This window comes from Paraperlucidibaca sp. (genome assembly GCF_982810325.1).
Genome location: NZ_CEYEMI010000037.1, coordinates 1 through 17726 on the forward strand (window position 1 = coordinate 1; position 17726 = coordinate 17726).

A 17726-nucleotide genomic window follows, 5' to 3' on the forward strand; every position below is an offset into this window, starting at 1 on the left:
CTCCATTAGCGCCCGCACCACGGTGAGACCGCCAATACCGGAGTCAAATACACCAATTGCCGAGCGTGAAGTTGCAGACATGCGCACATCCATCAAGCCAAAATTGACACGCAGGATAGCAAATTCTCCAGTGCTCTAGCGCTTCAGGTCTCGGTAAAAGTTTTCGTGTGAGCCGAGCGCCTCTAAATACACTAAGCGTATCTTGTCATCTCGTGTGTAGCCCAGCAGATACAACTGGCCTTGGCAGCGGAACTTATAAACCCAAAGTTGAGCAAGATCGCCTTTTTTCTTATCGCCAATGTCGGGATCTTTTGCCACCGTGCTAATGGCGGCATCTACTTCGTCAATAAGATTGTCATGAAGCTTTTTGTAGATGCGCGCAAACCGTCGCGTTTGCTGGAGCGTCCATGTCATGTTTATTTCTTTGAGCGCGGCACAAATGGCAGGCTGTCATCGCGCGACTCAGCCAGGCTCATCATAGATTCAGCAATAAATGACGCTGGCAGCTCAGGATTGTCTAACGCAGCACGGCCCACCTTGGCCCAAAACTCAAGCTGGCCCTGCACCGTGCGAAACTCCGCACTGGCGCTTGAACGCGCGGCATCAATCAGATCTTTATCAATTCGAACAGAAACAGTACTCATGGCTGATCTCCTATAATTAGAAATCTACCACAAATGTAGCATTGCCATCAAAAAGAAAAACTGCTAGTCCAGAAACGACAAAACCCCCGCAGCACTAGGCTTTGGGGGTTCTGAAATTTGGAGCGGGTAACGAGGCTCGAACTCGTGACCTCGACCTTGGCAAGGTCGCGCTCTACCAGCTGAGCTACACCCGCAATGATCAAATGACTTGCGTCACTGGAACAGGCGCGCATTGTAGGCCTTGGCAGAATCAAGTCAAGCCTTAGGCAGTGCGTCTGCGCAAACTTTAGCCAGCTATTTAATCTGCTTCACTTAGCGATGGCCATGCTGCCACTAAGTAGATGCACATCGACCATAAGGTCAGCACGACCGACAAATACAACAAGCCCCATGCCAGCGGATTTAGTACCGCCCAATCGAGCAGTAGCAAAGTGATCGAGACCATTTGCGCGGCGGTTTTCCATTTGCCAATGGCGCTTACTGCCACTTGCGTGCGTTGGCCAATTTCAGCCATCCATTCGCGCAATGCCGAGATGGTGATCTCACGCGAAATGATGACAATCGCCGGCACTACCATGACCACGTGCGCATGCCATTCGACTAGCAAAATTAGTGCGGCAGCGACCATAAGTTTATCGGCAACAGGATCTAAAAAGCGGCCAAAGGCCGAGCCTTGATTCAGCGTGCGCGCCAAATAGCCATCGAACCAATCGGTGGCGGCAGCAATTGCAAAGACGGCGGCAACGATCTCATTACGAAAGGCGATAGGCGAATACGCGAGCACCAGTAGCACCGGAATCAGGGCAACACGGGAGACGGTCAGAATATTTGGGATGTTCCAAAGTGGACGTGCGGCCAACACCGTCTCCATACGGTCAGAATGAAGTCACAGACTATCCTAGAACTTCAATGACTGTGCAAGGCGGCATATAGGCTTTGTGCTAAGGCATCGCTAATGCCATTGACGCGAGCGAGGTCATGCGCGCTGGCTCGTAGCACTTCTTGCAAGCCACCAAAATGCTGAATTAAGGCACGCCGGCGCGCTGGGCCAATGCCATCAATACCTTCTAGCGTCGAGGTTTTACGCGCCTTGGCGCGGCGAGCCCTATGCCCGGTAATGGCAAACCGATGCGCTTCGTCGCGAATGTGCTGAGTCAAATGCAGGGCCGGCGATTGCGCATCTAAGTTCAAAGGCTCTCGGTCAGGAAAGTGCAATGTCTCCAACCCAGGCTTACGGCCCTCGCCCTTGGCAATGCCAATCAGCTGCACAGAAATGATGCCCAACGTGGCCAAAACATCGATCGCTTGGCTGAGCTGGCCCTTGCCGCCATCAATAAATAAGACATCAGGCAAGCGCTCATCATTAGGGTCGAGTTTGCTATAGCGCCGCGTTAAGGCTTGATGCATGGCGGCGTAATCATCGCCGGGCGTGATGCCCTCGATATTAAAGCGGCGATAGTCACTGCTGCGCGGACCCTCGCCATCGAATACCACACAAGAGGCAACCGTGGCCTCGCCCATGGTGTGCGAAATATCAAAACACTCCATGCGTTTAATCGGTTTCTCCAAAGCCAACACACGCTGCAGCTCGGCAAAGCGCATGGCGGTATGACCGCGATGGCTGAGCTTTGCCGTTAGCGCCGACTCGGCATTACGCTGCGCCATGGTCAACCAGGCCGCCCGCGTCTCCCGCACCCGTGACTTGATCTCAACTTCGCGACCAAAGTGCTGGCGTAAGGCATCGGCTAACACCGCGTCATCAGCCAAAGCCACTGGCGTGATGATCTCTCGCGGCAGCTCGCGACCAGCGCCTATCTGCAAATAATACGAAGGCAGGAACTCAGCCAAAATATCTTCAATAGCGGTCTCGCCAAACACGCTGGGATGCCAATTTTTGCTACCCAAAACACGACCATCGCGCACTTGTAACACCGACACGCAAACGCCACCGGGCTGCGCCGCCACACCATAAACATCGGCTGAACCCAAATCATTGAGCACGAACTGCTGCTCTTGTATGCGCCGCAATGCGCTGAGTTGGTCGCGATAACGCGCGGCTGATTCAAAATCTAAGGCCTCGGCCGCCATGTCCATGCGCGCGATAAGACCGTCGGTAACTTCGGCATTACGGCCCTCTAAAAACAGCCGCGTATTGATGACATCGCGGCGATAATCTTCGTCGCTGACCAAGCCTACGCAGGGCGCGCGGCAACGGCCAATTTGGTGCTGTAAGCATGGTCTTGTGCGATTGCGAAAAAAGCTGTCTTCGCATTGGCGCACCTGAAATAACTTCTGCAATAAATTCAGGCTATCGCGCACCGACACCGAGCTAGGAAACGGGCCAAAGTAACGGCCTTTTTGTTTTTTCGGGCCACGATGAAAACCTAATCGAGGCCAAGCATCGCCCTCAGTTAATAGCACCGATGGGTAACTTTTATCATCGCGAAGTAGAATATTAAAAGGAGGCTTCAGCGACTTAATCAGCGTTTGCTCAAGCAGCAGCGCCTCAGTTTCCGAGGCCGTAATAGTCACTTCAATGGCGTGAATACGCGCCACTAAAGCTTTAGTTTTCGGGCTGTCGACCTGCTTGGCAAAATAGGAATTAACGCGATTTTTCAGCACCTTGGCCTTGCCGACATAAAGCACTGCGCCGGTGGCATCGAGCATGCGATAAACACCGGGGTCAGTTGGCAAGGTTTTCACTGTGTCGCGCAAAGCCTCTAGGCGTAATGCGTTGGCATGCTTGCTATTTGCCGTCGGCTCCAATGGCTCCGGCGCAGCTAAGGTGGCCGTGACATCCGTCATGAGCACAGTCCTGTAGATTGCACGAGCTTGAACAAACCGAGATCTGAGCGCACGCCAAGCTTCTCCATCATTCGGCTGCGATAAGTCGCTACTGTTTTCGGATTAATGCTCAATAGCTCAGCAATTTCGGGCACTCGCTTCTCCGCCAAAACATAGTGCATAACCGCCAACTCACGCGCCGATAATTCAGCAAAGCGCTCCTGCTCATTACATAAGCCTTCTTGCGCCCAAGCCGTCGACAAACTCGGTGAAATATACGACTTACCCATCCCCGCCAAACGCAAGGATTTTACTAGCTCATCGAGATCGGCATGGGTGGATAAAAAACCCGAAACGCCGGCCTGAATCATGGCTTTTGGATAGACCTCAGGCGTTTGGTTCATCAGTACCACGCGCGGCTTATCGGCTAGATGCATCAAGCGCATGGCGAGTTCGAAATGTGTTTTCGGAGCATCTGTTTGATCGCTCGCTTCACTGCTTAAGCTAGATGGCGTATTTGCCCCAGAAATACCAATTAAAGCAACACGAAAACTAGTCGATTGCAAAGCCGTCATTGCGGCGTCATCGCAGTCACTGGCCATCACCACGCGCAAGCCGGAAATAGGCAGGAAAAGTAGCGCTGCAATACCATCTCGCAGGAGCGCATTATTGTCGACGATAGCCACCGTTAGCGCCACATTACCCCCTACTTTTAAGCCGACCTACTATCATAACTGCACCGTCTTATGTTACATAACGCTTGAACGCAATCTAGTCATAAATACCGAGACTCTTTTCATGTTGCCAAACGTTAAAATTCTTAGCCCGCGCAGGGCTTTTGCTGTTGCTGTTTTAAGCCTCTTCGCAATGGCTCCACAAGCCTATGCGGCCAAAACAGCAGCGCCCGTATCAGCAGCTCAGATCGCCGCCGAGCAGCGTCGCGCTGGGCCCGACATTATCCACAGCAGCTTCACCACACCATTGGATGTTGCCTCACGCGCAGCACTTATTACCAATGTTGAAACCGGCGAAGTGCTGTACTCGAAAAACGTTCATCAGCGCATGCCGATTGCCTCCATCACCAAACTGATGACAGCGATGGTGGTGCTCGATGCAAAGCAATCCATGGATGAGCTGGTCACGATTACTAAAGATGATATTGATCATCTTCGCCATACCCATTCACGCATGAGTGTTGGCACTAGCCTACCGCGCGCCGACCTCATGCTACTGGCGTTAATGGCTTCAGAAAATCGCGCCGCATCGGCTTTAATTCGCAATTATCCAGGCGGTTTGGCTGCGGGCATCGCGGCAATGAATCGCAAAGCGCGCAGCTTGGGCATGCCCAATACGCAGTTTTTCGACGGCACCGGCCTGCATGGCGCAAACGTCTCAACACCTGGCGAACTTACTAAGATGGTGCAGGCGGCATATCGCTACGCCGACATTCGTGCCTTTTCAACAACACCCGAATACAGCGTGATGGTGCGTGGCCAAGAGCAGCGCTTTCGCAACACCAACGGCTTGGTGAAAAAGCCCGAATGGGAAATCGATATTTCGAAAACTGGCTTTATCAATGAAGCTGGTCGTTGCTTGGTCATGATGGCGCATATCCAAGACAAGCCCGTGGTTATTGTGCTGATGGATTCGTGGGGAAAATACACGCGAATTGGTGATGCTAACCGCGTGAAAGACTGGCTAGACGTCGCCGCTCGTAACTAAGCGCGTAGCCCACTGCTTCATTTCAACGCGCTGAACCTGCCACTCTGGGTTCAAGCGCGCTTGCACAGCATAGAACGCCGCACTGTGATTCATCTCGCGCAAATGCGCCATCTCGTGGCAAATCACATAATCGATTAAGTGCTCAGGCAGCTGCATGAGCTGAGTGTTGAGCATGATGCGGCCATCGGCGCTGCAACTGCCCCAGCGCGAGCGCAGGCAGCGAAAACGTAAAGCGGTTGGTCGCCATTGTTCACCATGCTTCGCTACTAAAGCCTCCACACGAATAGGCAATGATTGCTTGGCTTGAGCTGTCTGCCAATTTTGTAGGGACTTGGTGATGAGCTTGGGCCAGGTGTCGGGCTCAGTTGTCGTTGTTATTTTAAAGCCATGGTCAGTCGTGCTTATGCTGCCTAGGCTCAGGCTAGTAGCACTAAAGCAAACCTGCACCCGCCCACGCTGTGTAGCCACGTGCTCGATATGCACCGGCCATTCCTGACCCTGATGCCACCACTGACGATCCTCGCCCCATTGCGGCAATGCCGGTAAGTCGCCTAAGCGCTGCAGCTGCTCATCTATCCAAGCTTGGCGGCTACGCACAAAGGCTTCGATGGCATTGAGCGGATAACGCAGCGGCGCTCGCACTTCAACATGGCCATCACGGCGAATATGAATCGCCACCGTGCGCCGCGATGATCGCTTCAGCTGCCACGCCTGCGCGCCGCTCATTAGCCCATGACCGGATAACTTTGATCCAAAATCACCGCCAAGAAGGCTTCACCATAGCGCGCCAACTTACTCTCGCCGATGCCGGCAACGGTACTCATTTCTTGCAGGCTTTGCGGTTGGCGCATGACCATATCGATCAAGGTGCTGTCATGGAAAATGACATAAGGCGGTACACCCTGCTCCTTCGCCAATTTACTGCGACGTGCGCGCAAGGCCTGCCATAACGGTTCATCTGCCGGCTCAATGCTGCTCGCCGCTCGCGATGGTTTGCTCGAGCGCTGAGAACTGGCGGTGTCGCGATCTTTGCGCAATTGCAGGCTGACTTCGCCCTTCAGCAATGGCCGGCACTCTGGCGCCAAACGTAGTGTGCCGTAGCCATCGGCATCGACCAGTAATAAGCCGTGCGCCAACAGCTGGCGATAAATACTACGCCAGGCTTTTAGGCTCAAATGCACGCCTTGGCCAAACACCGCGAGCTGCTCGTGAGCATTGCTCAAGACACGATCGGAGCGCTTGCCGCTGAGCACTTCTACCGCATACTCAACGCCGTAGCGCTGGCCAGTGCGATACACCGCCGACAAGGCCATGCGCGCCGGTTCGGTGGCATCCCAAGTCGCCACCGGCTCCGTGCAGACATCGCAGTGGCCGCAGGGCTCGGGCATATGCTCATCGAAATAGCGCAGCAGCAATTGGCGGCGACATGCCGTGGTCTCGCAAAGCTGAAGCATGGCATCGATGCGGCGGCGCTCATGACGCTTATGCTCTTCGCTGCCATTGGATTGCGCCAGCATTTGCTGATGCTTGATGACATCTTGCAGGCCGTAAAAAAGCGATACCGTTGAAGGCAGACCATCGCGGCCAGCACGACCAGTTTCTTGATAATAAGCCTCAAGACTTTTGGGCAAATCTAGGTGCGCGACAAAGCGCACATTGGGCTTATCGATGCCCATACCAAACGCGATGGTGGCGACAACAATAATGCCCTCTTCGCGCAAGAATCTGGTTTGATTGGACTCGCGCTCGGCTGGCGATAAGCCAGCGTGATAGACCAGCGCCGGAAAGCCTTGCTTCACCAAAGCCGCCGCCACTCGCTCGGTTTTCGCGCGCGATAAGCAATAGACAATGCCAGCATCTTGCGGGTGTTCGCGGCGGATAAAATCGGTGAGCTGATCCATCGCGTTGAGGCGCGGCAAAATGCGGTAATAGATATTCGGTCGGTCGAAGCTGCTTAAAAATACCGGCGCATGATCGAGCTTCAGCAAGCGCGCAATATCAGCGCGGGTGCGCAGGTCGGCGGTGGCCGTTAATGCCAAGCGCGGCACATCGGGAAACTGCTCAGCGAGCACCGACAGACCTAAATAATCAGCGCGGAAATCATGGCCCCATTGCGACACACAATGCGCTTCATCGATGGCAAATAATGAAATTGGCACGCGTGACAGCAGCGCCAAATTACGCGCAGTGACCATCCGTTCAGGCGCCATATAAAGCAGATCGAGTGAGCCGTCGAGTAGCTGCGTTTCAATCGCCCGCGCCTCGTGCAAATCCAAGCTACTGCTCAAATACGCCGCGCGCACGCCTAGCTGCAGCAAGGTCGCGACTTGATCTTGCATCAGTGAGATGAGCGGAGAGATGACGATCGCTGTGCCACTGCGCATCAAGGCCGGCACTTGATAGCACAAGGACTTACCACCGCCAGTGGGCATCAGTACTAGGGCATCGCCGCCATTGGCAACGGTGTCGACAACTTCGGCTTGGCGGCCACGGAAATCGCTATAGCCCCAGACTTGGCGCAGCACCTCGCGGGCGCGATCAATACTCGCCGACATCAGCAGGCTTCCTTTAAATTCAGATGAGTGCGCGTACGCAATGTCGTAATTTTGCGCGATGCAGAGGCTCTCTTTGCGCTATTGTTCAGAGTACAATGCATGGATATTTTGGAGCGCCGCTTATGCACGAACAATACGCTTTGTCCGAGTCCACACTGCTGGCTCTGGAGACTTTTCTCGATGGCGACGCCAACCCCAATGGCCCTGACTTCGCTGGCATGCACGGCTTCCTTACGGGCCTCACCGTGGGCCCGCGCGGCAAGCTCGACGAAGAGGCGATGACCGCTTGCTTCGATGACGAAGCGCCGCTGCCCAACGCCGAAGCCAGTGCGGATTTGTTTGCCGACCTGCAGGCTTGGCAAAAAAGCATCCACGCCGCGCTTTATCATGGTGTGCGCTTGGTGCTGCCCTGCCCGTTGCACGCCGAGCCCGATGACGACACGCCGCTCAATAGCTGGTGTGCTGGCTTCATGGAGGCGCTGTTTTTGGACGAAGACGACTGGTATCGCATCGACGAAGATGAAATCGCCGACATGACCTTGCCCATGCTGGTGCTCTCGGACTTGATCGAAGATCCTGATCTGATGCCGCTGCGTCGCGACCGCAAAATGCTCTCCGGCATGACCAGCGAGATCCCCGAACTCATCACCTCGATTTACCTGCACTTCCACGCACCCGAAGGGCATTAAGACTTGCCTAAGCGTTTTGTCGCCAGCGCCAATTGCATGCGGCGCTCGGCAAAACGCTTACGCTGATCATCACTCAAGCTATCGTGGCAATGTGCGCAGCTGATGCCGTACTCATAAAGCGGCGACTCTAAATCCGCTGGCATCAAAGCACGGCGGCAGCCATAACAGACGGTGGCCTCGCCCTGCTCTAGGCCATGCTTGACCGCCACGCGCTCATCGAAAACAAAACACTCGCCCTGCCACAGGCTTTCTTCGACTGGCACTTCTTCCAAATATTTCAAGATGCCGCCTTGTAGGTGATAGACCTCATCGAAACCTTGCTGACGCATATAGCTTGAGGCTTTCTCACAGCGGATGCCGCCGGTGCAAAACATCGCGACGCGAGTATGCTTTGCAGGGTCTAGCTGGCTGGCGACGTATTCGGGAAAGTCACTGAAGTTCGCCGTCTTAGGATCTACCGCTCCAGCAAAGGTGCCAATGGCCACCTCATAATCGTTGCGCGTATCGATCAATAACACCGATGGATCGCTAATCAGCGCATTCCATTCCTGCGGCTTCACGTAAGTGCCAACCACCGCTGTAGGATCAACCGGCTTGCCTAAAGTGACGATTTCGCGCTTGAGCTTAATTTTCAAACGCAAGAATGGATGGCGATCAGAAAACGACTCTTTATGCTCTAAATTGGCAAAGCGGCTGTCGCCACGCAAGCGCGCGAGCAATGCATCGATGGCCGAGCGCGTGCCCGACACCGTGCCATTTATGCCCTCATGCGCGAGCAATAACGTGCCGCGAATGCCTAAGCCTACACAGAACTCGGTGAGCGGAGCTTTGACTTCGGCAAACTCAGGCCAATCGGCAAAATGATAAAGCGCAGCAACCACCACAGGCTCATCGGCCGCTTGGCGCGCCTGAATCCATGCTTCGCTCATTGGCTGCCTCCACGGCAAGCTGGGCTTTCGGGCGCAGCATCAATAGCAGCCCATTCCTCTGGCGTGTACAAATGCAAAGCCAATGCATGCAGGCCGGTGTCACGCTCAGCAGCCGTTGCGGCATAAATGCGCTGATGTCTTGCCACTGCGCGCTGACCTTGAAACGCCTCGCTCACGGCAATCAACTTGTAATGCGTCTCGGTGCCTGGGCCGCCATGATTATGTGACTCGTTCAGCACTTCAATGTGACTAGGCTGGATCGCCTGGGTAACCGCCGCAATAATGCGCTGCTCGCGGCTAGATGATGCCGAAGTAGAAGCTGTAGATGGTGAAACAGAGGACATAACAACACTCCAAAACCAGTCTGCCAAGGCTAGAGCACAGCTCAAGCACATGGCTAATGTTTCTATTATAGAGCCTGAAACTCAGCCTCGCTTGCTCAGGGTCAAGATTGCAGCAAATCATTTAGATTCATTACATCATTTGCACATATGAATTTTTATGAGTAATATAAATCCACGCTAAATACTCCATGAGCATCGATATGAGCACATACAGCCTAAGTCCCGCGCGTCGCGCCGAGCTCAACCAAAAATCAAACTGGCGCGGTACATTAGAAGTCGCCAAAGATTGGACGCTGGTGATTGCCGGTTTCGCCATCAGCCTAGCTTGGCCGCACCCACTAAGCTATGTGCTCAGTGTGTTTCTGCTGGCAAGTGCCATGGCCGGCTTTGCCATCCTGCAGCATGAAACCGCGCATCGCTCGCTATTTGCTACGCCATCGCTAAACGAATGGATTGGCGAATACCTAGCCGCCCTACCGATCTTGCAAAGCATGCCCAGCTACCGCGCCTATCATATGACGCATCACCGTCTTGCTGGCACGCCCGATGACCCCGACCGCATCATGACCGAGAGCTATCCGGTCAGCCCTGGCAGCCTGAAACGCAAAATTTGGCGCGACATCAGCGGCCAAACTGGCATCAAGTCCATCATCGGTCTCATGGGCATGTACGCGGGCTATTGGAAATATGAGCTCACCGGCAAGGTCGAACGCCTAATGCCTGCGCCACAAGGTGTCAGTGGCTATGCGAAAAAATTCATCGGAAATAATGGCCACATCGCCATTCTCTGGCAGTTCGCTATTTGGGGCGCACTCTATGCACTCGGCAATGGCTGGCTCTACGGCCTCTGGGCAATAGCCTTCATCTTTGTACTACCAACCTGCATGCGCATACGCCAGATTGCCGACCATGCCGTGGTCGCCGATCCATTGAGCAAAAACCCACTAATGCACGCACGCACTACCTCGGCGAATTGGTTCGAGAAGCTGCTATTTGCGCCGCACTATGAGCATTACCACCTAGAACATCACTTCATGCCGACAGCGCCATGCTGGCATTTGCCGAAGCTACATGCGGAGTTGAAAGCTGCTGGCGTGATTCCAGAACAGAACCAAGCCAGCAGCTTATTGAGTGTACTGCGCCGAGCTACGACGCATTAAGCGTTACTTTGGCTTTGCCCGGCAGTGACCGCACCAATCACTGCCTCATCTACTGCATCAGCGGCCACCACCTCATCGGTGGCCCAATAAGCCTGTTCAATAGCCTCGCCAACATCACTAATCTGCACCAATATATCGTCAAGCTTAGCCACGGCATCTTGGGCAAAATCACTATCCCAGCTGCCATAGCGCAGCTGCGCCTGAATCTGCGCAACACGGCGGCGAACCTCACGGCTCTGCTCGCCATTTATGCCCTCTAAGGTTTGCGCAATATCACTAAAGCATGCCAACAGCGAACGAGGTAAATCGTCGCGCATCAGCAACATATCGCCAATGTGACTCACACGCAGGCTATCGCCATAGGTATCGCGATAAGCCTCATACGCTGACAATGCCCGAAGCAATGCGGCCCATGCGTAATACGATGGCCGCCCAGTTTGATCTGGCGCTGCGAACGCCTCCAAATGGTAGCGAAACAGTCGCGTCGTGTTATCCGCACGCTCCAAGTCAGTACCTAGGCGTGCAAATAAATACGCGTCGTTACGCTGGCTAGTGCCGATCAAAATGCCGCGATACATATGCGAGCGCTCTTTCACCCATTCCAAAAATCGCGCCTGGCCTTGCGCACGAATTTTAGCCCGCGTGTTCAAGCGCATCTCCAGCCACGTCGCATTAAGCGATTCCCATAACTCACTGGTAATGGTGCCGCGCACGACATGCGCATTGGCGCGCGCTTGCCGCAGCGAGCTCATGATGCTCGACGGGCTTTCCTCATGCAGCATGAGAAAATAGGCAATTTCATCGGAGCTAATAGCATTGCCCGTGGCATCAAAAAGCTCACGCTGATCAATGGCATCTAAGGGAATGGCAATCACGTCACTGCTAGCGCCGGGCATCAAGGCCAACTGCTGGCTGACATCGAGTAAGCGCGCTAAATTTTCAGCGCGCTCCATATAGCGACCCATCCAAAACAAGCTTGAGGCAGTACGACTTAACATGTGGCCTCCGAGGCATCGCCAACAATCCAAGTATCTTTAGTGCCGCCACCCTGAGACGAATTCACCACCAAGGAGTTTTCCTTCAAGGCCACGCGCGTGAGTCCACCGGGCATAATGACCACCTCTTTGCCCGACAACACAAAGGGCCGCAGGTCGAGATGGCGCGGAGCAACACCACTCTCAACAAAAGTTGGGCAGGTAGATAACGACAAGGTTGGCTGCGCAATAAACTCAGCTGGATTGGCCAGAATGCGTTGGCGATAGGCCTCAATTTCAGCCTTGCTGCTGGTTGGGCCAATGAGCATGCCATAGCCACCAGAGCCATGAACCTCCTTCACCACCAGCTCTGGCAAATGCTCAAGGACATAGCGTAGGTCGTCAGGATTGCGCAGTAGCCACGTCGGCACATTTTGCAAAATCGGCTCTTCGCTCAAATAGAAGCGAATCATATCGGGCACATAGGGGTAGATCGATTTGTCATCGGCCACACCCGTGCCAACGGCATTAATCAAGGCAACACGACCGGCGCGATAGACCGAGATCAAGCCTGATACACCAAGCGCAGAATCGGCACGGAACACTTGCGGATCGAGGAAGTCATCATCAATACGACGATAAATAACGTCCACTTTTTTCGGGCCAGAAGTGGTTCGCATCCAGACCCAACCATCGCTGACGAAAAGATCTTGTCCCTCAACCAACTCCACGCCCATTTGCTGCGCTAAAAAGGCATGCTCAAAATACGCTGAGTTATATCGCCCCGGAGTGAGTACCACCACGGTCGGTGTTGAACTGGTTTGCGGCGAGGCATCGCGCAAAGTACGAAGCAACATGGCCGGATAATGATCAATGGGTGCCACGGCATGGCTAGCAAATAACTCAGGAAATAATCGCATCATCATCTTGCGATTTTCCAACATATACGACACGCCGCTGGGCGTTCGTAAATTGTCTTCAAGCACGTAATAAGCACCGTTCTGGTGCCTAACCAAATCAATGCCCGCAATCTGTGCGTAGATTTGGTTAGGCAAGGTCACACCAACCATCATGGCCTGATAGTCAGCATTGCCTAAAACCACGTCTTTAGGAATGACGCCGGCCTTGAGAATATTTTGCTTGTGATAGATATCGTGCAGAAACTGGTTCAACGCTAGCGCACGTTGGCGCAAACCACGCTCTAATACCGTCCACTCACTAGCTGGAATCATGCGTGGGATAGCATCAAATGGGATCAGACGCTCAGCGCCAGACTCATCGCCATAGACTGCGAAGGTAATTCCAACGCGGCGAAACAATAAATCGGCCTCTTGGCGCTTCTGAGCGAGCTCCTCACCGGGATGCTTACTCAGCCAATCATTGTAGAGGTGGTAATGCGAACGAACCTGGCCTTGGGCATCGTGCATTTCATCGTAGGCGGGCTCGAGTACAGTCATGGTGGCTATCCCTATAGCGGCTGCGACAGACAATCGCAGCCTACAAAGCTGACGCGATCAATCGCGTCATACCATGTATAAGCAAGGGATATGCCAGATCAGATGAGCCTCAGTAAACCGAGGATCATGAATCTGACTAACTACTGAGAAATAGGCTCTACCACCAGCGTATTGCCCTGTACTGAGCTCACGCGAACGCGAGCACCAATAGGCAGATCCGGGCCACTCAGTGTCCACGAAGTATCGTCCATCGCAATACGGGCACGGCCTTGTACTATTGCCTCAGTCAGCACCAACTCGCGGCCAAGCCAACGCTTAGAGCCACTGTTTAGACCATTCGGCGCCACCGCAGCTTTTGAAGCACGGCGTTTAGCCCAGCCAAAGCAAAGCAACACTGAGAGCACTGAGAACAGGGCTGCTTGATACTGCCAATCAGTCAAACCCGCGTGAGTTGCTAGTGCCGTTAGACCGCCGGCAATTGCCAACATCAGCAAAAACAGCGAGCCCGAGAGCAGCTCGCTGAGCGCCAATACCAGAGCAATAATCCACCACCCTGTGGCTGTCATGGCTTAGGCCTTATCGTCGCGTACGGCTTTCAACAACTCAGCCATACCGCCAACGCTACCAACCAACTGCGTAGCTTCGATCGGCATCATGATGACTTTGGTGTTGGTCGACGCTGCCACGGCACCAAAGGCAGTGACGTATTTTTGCGCGATAAAGTAGTTCAAGGCTTGAATATTGCCCTTGCCGATAGCATCCGACACCATTGAGGTGGCGTTGGCTTCAGCCTGAGCTTCACGCTCACGCGCTTCAGCTTCCAAGAAGGCGGCTTCACGAGCACCCTCGGCTTTCAAAATCTGGCCTTGCTTCTCGCCTTCAGCTTCCAAAATCTCCGCTTGGCGGCGACCTTCAGCTTCCAAAATCGAGGCACGCTTCATACGCTCAGCTTTCATTTGCGACGCCATGGCATCGACCAAATCGTGTGGCGGCGTGATGTCTTTAATCTCAACGCGGGTAATTTTAATACCCCATGGGCCAGTGGCCTGATCAATAGCAGCAAGCAAGCGACCGTTGATTTGGTCACGCTGCGACAGCATCTCATCGAGGTCTAGCGAACCAATGACAGTACGCATATTGGTCATTGCCAAGTTTTGAATGGCATAGCCCAAGCCTTGAACTTCATAAGCAGCACGTGGCGTGTCGATGACTTGGTAGAAGCAGACCGCATCGATACGCACCATGGCGTTGTCGCGCGAAATCACTTCTTGTGCAGGAATGTCTAGTACCTGTTCCATGACGCTGAGTTTGCGACCGACTTGATCGAAAAACGGCATGATGAAATGCAGGCCTGGGCTCAGTGTGGTGGTGTAGCGACCGAAGCGCTCCACTGTCCACTCATAGCCTTGGGGCACGGTTTTCACACTCATTAAAACAACGAGCACGGCCAGTGCAACTAAGACCATTAGGAAAATAGGTAACATATATAACTCCATTTAGCGCACCGACAGAGGCTCTGCTCGGCGACTTGAATCCAACGCTGTTAAGGCTTAAGTAGCTGACGCTTCTTTTACGAGCGTGGCTAATTCGCCTTTTTGAACCATGTCCATAACGATGTCGCAGCCACCGATCAGCTCACCTTTAACCCACAGCTGTGGAAAGGTTGGCCAGTTTGCGATTTTCGGCAAGGTGGCACGGATGTCAGGATTATCCAAAATATTGACGTAGGCGAATGGTTCGCCAACTTGCACCAAGGCCTCGACAGTACGGGCAGAAAAACCGCATTGTGGAAATTGCGGGGTGCCTTTCATGAACAACAGTACGGCGTTGTCGGCAATTTGCTTCTTGATTAACTCTTCGATTTCCATGGCTTCATCTCAGTTGAAAATATGGCCCACAATATAGCAGATACTGAAGTGTCTTGGCGAAACGATGCCCCAGCGCTACACTCCGCGATTACCTTTTTCAATGACCTGCAGGCTCGCCATCATGACCGCCCTAACGCCCCCGACCTTAATGCCCACCTACGCCCGCCAGCCCGTAGCGTTTGTGCGAGGCGAAGGCGTCTGGCTCTACGACATCGATGGCAAGCGCTACCTCGACACCACCGCCGGCATTGCTGTCTGTGGTTTGGGTCATGCCCACGCTGGCGTAGCGAAAGCCATTGCTGAGCAAGCCAGCACCCTGGTGCACACCTCAAACTTGTTTCAAGTGCCATTGCAGCAGCAGCTTGCCGATAAGCTCTGTGCCGTCTCGGGCATGAACAGTGCCTTTTTTGGCAACTCCGGTGCGGAAGCCAATGAAGCTGCGATCAAGCTAGCTCGGCTCTATGGCCATAAAAAAGGCATCGCACTGCCAACGATTATTGTCATGGAAAACAGCTTTCACGGCCGCACCATGGCAACACTAACCGCCACTGGCAACCCGAAAGTGCAAGAAGGCTTTGGCCCGCTGGTGCAAGGTTTTGAACGCGTACCATTCGATGATATTGCTGCAATCGAAGCCGTAGCCGCGCGCAACCCCAATATCGTGGCGATCTTGGTCGAGCCCATCCAGGGCGAAAGCGGCGTGCGCATGGCGAAAAATGGCTTCGGCTATTTGAAAGCTCTGCGTGACATCTGCGACCAACATGACTGGCTGCTCATGCTCGACGAAATTCAAACCGGCAATGGCCGGACTGGGCGCTATTTTGCGTATCAGCACGCGGGCATTTTGCCGGATGTACTGAGCACGGCTAAAGGCTTAGGCAATGGCTTCCCTATAGGCGCCACGCTAGTCGCTGGCAAAGCCACCGAGCTTTTTAGTCCAGGCAAACACGGCACCACCTATGGCGGCACGCCGCTAGGCTGCGCTGCTGCGCTCGCCACCATGGATGGCCTGCTCGCTGGTGCTGTCGATAACGCCGAGGCCATGGGCCAGCGCATTCGCGACGGCTTCATCCGTGAGCTTGGCGATCTTGGCGTCACTGTAGAAGGTGCAGGCCTGATGCTCGGCGTCGTGCTGCCAAAGCCCTGCACAGAACTAGTCGCCATCGCCCGTGATGCCGGTGTGCTGCTGATTGTCAGCGCAGAAAATCGTATTCGTTTATTGCCGCCGCTGGTGATTACCGCCGCAGAGGCCGACGAACTAGTGACTCGCATTAGCGCGATGGTGCGCGAATTCCTAGCGCCTGCAGCTGCGACAAACGAGGCAAGCGCATGAGTACGCGGCACTTCCTCACGCTCCTAGATTTCACGCCGGCTGAACTGCAAGGCATTTTAGATCGCGCCATCGAGCTGAAACGCATACTGCGCTCTGGTGAAATCTATGAACCGCTCAAAAACCGCGTCTTGGGGATGATTTTCGAGAAGTCATCGACTCGTACCCGTGTCTCGTTTGAAGCGGGCATGGCGCAGTTTGGTGGTTCGGCAATTTTTCTATCGCCGCGCGACACTCAACTCGGTCGCGGCGAGCCAATTGAAGACTCAGCGCGAGTGATTTCACGCATGGTCGATGCGGTGATGATTCGCACCTTCGACCACGCCACCATCGAGCGCTTTGCGGCGTATTCGCGCGTGCCCGTGATTAACGCCCTCACCGATGACCATCACCCCTGCCAGCTACTCGCCGACCTACAAACCTTTGTCGAGCATCGTGGCCCACTAGCTGGTCGCGAATTTGCTTGGGTCGGCGATGGCAATAATATGTGCAATAGCTATGTCCATGCCGCACACCAATTCGGCTTTCATCTGCGCATCGCCTGCCCCTACGGCTTTGAGCCAGACCCCGACATGCTCGAGCAATATGCCCATTGCGCGACCTTGGTGAAAACCGCTGAAGAGGCCGCCGAGGGTGCGCACTTGGTGGCTACCGACGTGTGGACGAGCATGGGCCAAGAGTCTGAGCAAAGTGTGCGTAAGCGTCGTTTCTCGATGTATCAGGTCAATCCGCGCCTGATGGATCACGCCGTCGATGACGCGCTATTTATGCATTGCTTACCCGCGCATCGCGGCGAAGAAATCTCGGAAGATATGCTCGACGATAAGCGCAGCGTAGTCTGGGATGAGGCGGAGAATCGTCTGCATGCACAGAAGGCATTGCTGGAGTTTTTGCTGGTGGGTGCGCGCTAAATAGCGGGCAATTTGCAGCTAGTTTTTGGTGCCGCTGAGCCAGCTTAAGCGCGCTAAACTTTCAGCCGATTGCGATTATCTCGGCTCGCCAAAATAAGCTCATCGCCAGTTTTCATCTCATCACTTAAACCGCGCTTTAGCAGCCGGTCATAAAGCAGCACATTCACCGTCGCCGCCAAATTTAAGCAGCCGATGGTGGGGATATACACCACCGCATCGGCCTCACTAACGACCGACTTCGGCAAGCTGCCATCCTCAGGGCCAAACACATATAGCGCACGTTCGGGATGCTCAAACTCAGGCAGACTCATGGCGCCTAAGGCTAGCTCAACACAAACGATTTTTGTGCCCTCAGGCAG

Annotated in this window: 20 protein-coding genes and 1 tRNA gene; 5 read left to right on the forward strand and 16 right to left on the reverse strand. The window is 54.1% G+C overall.

Translation table 11 applies throughout. From position 1 onward, the window contains the following. Positions 1-135 precede the first annotated feature (135 nt). From AC3DKE_RS10030 to AC3DKE_RS10055, 6 genes are all read right to left on the reverse strand, one after another. Positions 136-414, reverse strand: coding sequence for a type II toxin-antitoxin system RelE/ParE family toxin (locus AC3DKE_RS10030; RefSeq protein ID WP_411730004.1), 279 nt, complete (start codon positions 412-414; stop codon positions 136-138). A 2-nt stretch (positions 415-416) separates the two neighbouring features. Further along, a complete protein-coding gene (locus tag AC3DKE_RS10035; protein WP_411730003.1) occupies positions 417-644 on the reverse strand; it encodes a ParD-like family protein in 228 nt (75 codons plus the stop codon). Between the two features lie 118 nt (positions 645-762). Then, positions 763-838, reverse strand: a tRNA-Gly gene (locus AC3DKE_RS10040). Positions 839-942: 104 nt separating this feature from the next. Next, on the reverse strand, positions 943-1503 hold the full coding sequence (gene pgsA, locus AC3DKE_RS10045) for a CDP-diacylglycerol--glycerol-3-phosphate 3-phosphatidyltransferase (RefSeq protein WP_340675067.1): 561 nt from the start codon (positions 1501-1503) through the stop codon (positions 943-945). A 47-nt stretch (positions 1504-1550) separates the two neighbouring features. Further along, positions 1551-3449, reverse strand: a complete 1899-nt coding sequence (gene uvrC, locus AC3DKE_RS10050) for an excinuclease ABC subunit UvrC (protein WP_484216992.1) — start codon at positions 3447-3449, stop codon at positions 1551-1553. Further along, complete coding sequence (locus tag AC3DKE_RS10055) at positions 3446-4126, reverse strand: LuxR C-terminal-related transcriptional regulator (protein WP_487990609.1); 681 nt, start codon at positions 4124-4126, stop codon at positions 3446-3448. Before AC3DKE_RS10055 ends, uvrC begins: the two co-directional genes overlap by 4 nt. Positions 4127-4226: 100 nt before the next feature. On the opposite strand from AC3DKE_RS10055, the gene pbpG reads away from it, so the two are divergent. After that, positions 4227-5150, forward strand: coding sequence for a D-alanyl-D-alanine endopeptidase (pbpG, locus tag AC3DKE_RS10060; RefSeq protein ID WP_340675070.1), 924 nt, complete (start codon positions 4227-4229; stop codon positions 5148-5150). Here pbpG and AC3DKE_RS10065 read toward each other — a convergent pair. Together AC3DKE_RS10065 and recQ are read right to left on the reverse strand one after the other, a co-directional pair. Continuing rightward, the gene (locus AC3DKE_RS10065) at positions 5127-5876 is read right to left on the reverse strand and encodes a M48 family metallopeptidase (RefSeq protein ID WP_487990610.1); all 750 of its coding nucleotides are present in this window, start codon (positions 5874-5876) and stop codon (positions 5127-5129) included. The two genes, pbpG and AC3DKE_RS10065, sit on opposite strands and share 24 nt — an antisense overlap. Continuing rightward, positions 5876-7705, reverse strand: a complete 1830-nt coding sequence (gene recQ, locus AC3DKE_RS10070) for a DNA helicase RecQ (RefSeq protein WP_340675072.1) — start codon at positions 7703-7705, stop codon at positions 5876-5878. The genes AC3DKE_RS10065 and recQ overlap by 1 nt, the downstream gene beginning before the upstream one ends. Positions 7706-7827: 122 nt before the next feature. Between recQ and AC3DKE_RS10075 the strand changes: the two genes are divergently transcribed. Then, positions 7828-8394, forward strand: coding sequence for a YecA/YgfB family protein (locus AC3DKE_RS10075; RefSeq protein ID WP_340675073.1), 567 nt, complete (start codon positions 7828-7830; stop codon positions 8392-8394). On the opposite strand, the gene trhO is transcribed toward AC3DKE_RS10075, so the two are convergent. Further along, a complete protein-coding gene (gene trhO, locus AC3DKE_RS10080) occupies positions 8391-9323 on the reverse strand; it encodes an oxygen-dependent tRNA uridine(34) hydroxylase TrhO (RefSeq protein WP_379070277.1) in 933 nt (310 codons plus the stop codon). The genes AC3DKE_RS10075 and trhO overlap by 4 nt on opposite strands. Further along, positions 9320-9667, reverse strand: a complete 348-nt coding sequence (locus AC3DKE_RS10085) for a BolA family protein (RefSeq protein ID WP_379070280.1) — start codon at positions 9665-9667, stop codon at positions 9320-9322. Before AC3DKE_RS10085 ends, trhO begins: the two co-directional genes overlap by 4 nt. A 200-nt stretch (positions 9668-9867) precedes the next feature. On the opposite strand from AC3DKE_RS10085, the gene AC3DKE_RS10090 reads away from it, so the two are divergent. Next, positions 9868-10827 carry a fatty acid desaturase family protein gene (locus AC3DKE_RS10090; protein WP_484216442.1) on the forward strand — a complete coding sequence of 320 codons (960 nt, stop codon included), beginning with the start codon at positions 9868-9870 and terminating at the stop codon, positions 10825-10827. Here the strand turns inward: AC3DKE_RS10090 and AC3DKE_RS10095 are convergent. The 5 genes from AC3DKE_RS10095 to grxD all read right to left on the reverse strand — a co-directional run bounded on the left by AC3DKE_RS10095 (position 10824) and on the right by grxD (position 15126). Then, the gene (locus AC3DKE_RS10095; protein WP_411729996.1) at positions 10824-11825 is read right to left on the reverse strand and encodes an alpha-E domain-containing protein; all 1002 of its coding nucleotides are present in this window, start codon (positions 11823-11825) and stop codon (positions 10824-10826) included. The genes AC3DKE_RS10090 and AC3DKE_RS10095 overlap by 4 nt on opposite strands. Then, positions 11819-13258 (reverse strand): circularly permuted type 2 ATP-grasp protein, encoded by a 1440-nt coding sequence (locus AC3DKE_RS10100; protein ID WP_340675078.1) that lies wholly within the window; start codon positions 13256-13258, stop codon positions 11819-11821. Before AC3DKE_RS10100 ends, AC3DKE_RS10095 begins: the two co-directional genes overlap by 7 nt. A gap of 140 nt (positions 13259-13398) precedes the next feature. Continuing rightward, positions 13399-13824, reverse strand: a complete 426-nt coding sequence (locus AC3DKE_RS10105; protein ID WP_340675079.1) for an NfeD family protein — start codon at positions 13822-13824, stop codon at positions 13399-13401. Between the two features lie 3 nt (positions 13825-13827). Continuing rightward, positions 13828-14742, reverse strand: a complete 915-nt coding sequence (locus AC3DKE_RS10110; RefSeq protein ID WP_340675080.1) for an SPFH domain-containing protein — start codon at positions 14740-14742, stop codon at positions 13828-13830. Between the two features lie 66 nt (positions 14743-14808). Continuing rightward, on the reverse strand, positions 14809-15126 hold the full coding sequence (gene grxD / locus AC3DKE_RS10115; RefSeq protein ID WP_340675081.1) for a Grx4 family monothiol glutaredoxin: 318 nt from the start codon (positions 15124-15126) through the stop codon (positions 14809-14811). 121 nt (positions 15127-15247) lie between these two features. Between grxD and AC3DKE_RS10120 the strand changes: the two genes are divergently transcribed. Further along, positions 15248-16459, forward strand: coding sequence for an acetylornithine/succinylornithine family transaminase (locus tag AC3DKE_RS10120; protein ID WP_487990611.1), 1212 nt, complete (start codon positions 15248-15250; stop codon positions 16457-16459). Continuing rightward, positions 16456-17367 (forward strand): ornithine carbamoyltransferase, encoded by a 912-nt coding sequence (gene argF, locus AC3DKE_RS10125; protein WP_411729994.1) that lies wholly within the window; start codon positions 16456-16458, stop codon positions 17365-17367. Before AC3DKE_RS10120 ends, argF begins: the two co-directional genes overlap by 4 nt. Before the next feature lie 53 nt (positions 17368-17420). On the opposite strand, the gene AC3DKE_RS10130 is transcribed toward argF, so the two are convergent. Continuing rightward, a partial coding sequence (locus AC3DKE_RS10130) for a TrmH family RNA methyltransferase (protein ID WP_487990612.1) occupies positions 17421-17726 on the reverse strand: 306 nt, incomplete at its 5' end.

Coding starts and splice junctions, on each gene's coding strand:
- AC3DKE_RS10030 (WP_411730004.1), bottom strand. CDS start 414: ATGACATGGACGCTCCAGCAAACGCGACGGTTTGCGCGCATCTACAAA.
- AC3DKE_RS10035 (WP_411730003.1), bottom strand. CDS start 644: ATGAGTACTGTTTCTGTTCGAATTGATAAAGATCTGATTGATGCCGCG.
- uvrC (WP_484216992.1), bottom strand. CDS start 3,449: ATGACGGATGTCACGGCCACCTTAGCTGCGCCGGAGCCATTGGAGCCG.
- pbpG (WP_340675070.1), top strand. CDS start 4,227: ATGTTGCCAAACGTTAAAATTCTTAGCCCGCGCAGGGCTTTTGCTGTT.
- AC3DKE_RS10065 (WP_487990610.1), bottom strand. CDS start 5,876: ATGAGCGGCGCGCAGGCGTGGCAGCTGAAGCGATCATCGCGGCGCACG.
- recQ (WP_340675072.1), bottom strand. CDS start 7,705: ATGTCGGCGAGTATTGATCGCGCCCGCGAGGTGCTGCGCCAAGTCTGG.
- AC3DKE_RS10075 (WP_340675073.1), top strand. CDS start 7,828: ATGCACGAACAATACGCTTTGTCCGAGTCCACACTGCTGGCTCTGGAG.
- trhO (WP_379070277.1), bottom strand. CDS start 9,323: ATGAGCGAAGCATGGATTCAGGCGCGCCAAGCGGCCGATGAGCCTGTG.
- AC3DKE_RS10085 (WP_379070280.1), bottom strand. CDS start 9,667: ATGTCCTCTGTTTCACCATCTACAGCTTCTACTTCGGCATCATCTAGC.
- AC3DKE_RS10090 (WP_484216442.1), top strand. CDS start 9,868: ATGAGCACATACAGCCTAAGTCCCGCGCGTCGCGCCGAGCTCAACCAA.
- AC3DKE_RS10095 (WP_411729996.1), bottom strand. CDS start 11,825: ATGTTAAGTCGTACTGCCTCAAGCTTGTTTTGGATGGGTCGCTATATG.
- AC3DKE_RS10100 (WP_340675078.1), bottom strand. CDS start 13,258: ATGACTGTACTCGAGCCCGCCTACGATGAAATGCACGATGCCCAAGGC.
- AC3DKE_RS10105 (WP_340675079.1), bottom strand. CDS start 13,824: ATGACAGCCACAGGGTGGTGGATTATTGCTCTGGTATTGGCGCTCAGC.
- AC3DKE_RS10110 (WP_340675080.1), bottom strand. CDS start 14,742: ATGTTACCTATTTTCCTAATGGTCTTAGTTGCACTGGCCGTGCTCGTT.
- grxD (WP_340675081.1), bottom strand. CDS start 15,126: ATGGAAATCGAAGAGTTAATCAAGAAGCAAATTGCCGACAACGCCGTA.
- AC3DKE_RS10120 (WP_487990611.1), top strand. CDS start 15,248: ATGACCGCCCTAACGCCCCCGACCTTAATGCCCACCTACGCCCGCCAG.
- argF (WP_411729994.1), top strand. CDS start 16,456: ATGAGTACGCGGCACTTCCTCACGCTCCTAGATTTCACGCCGGCTGAA.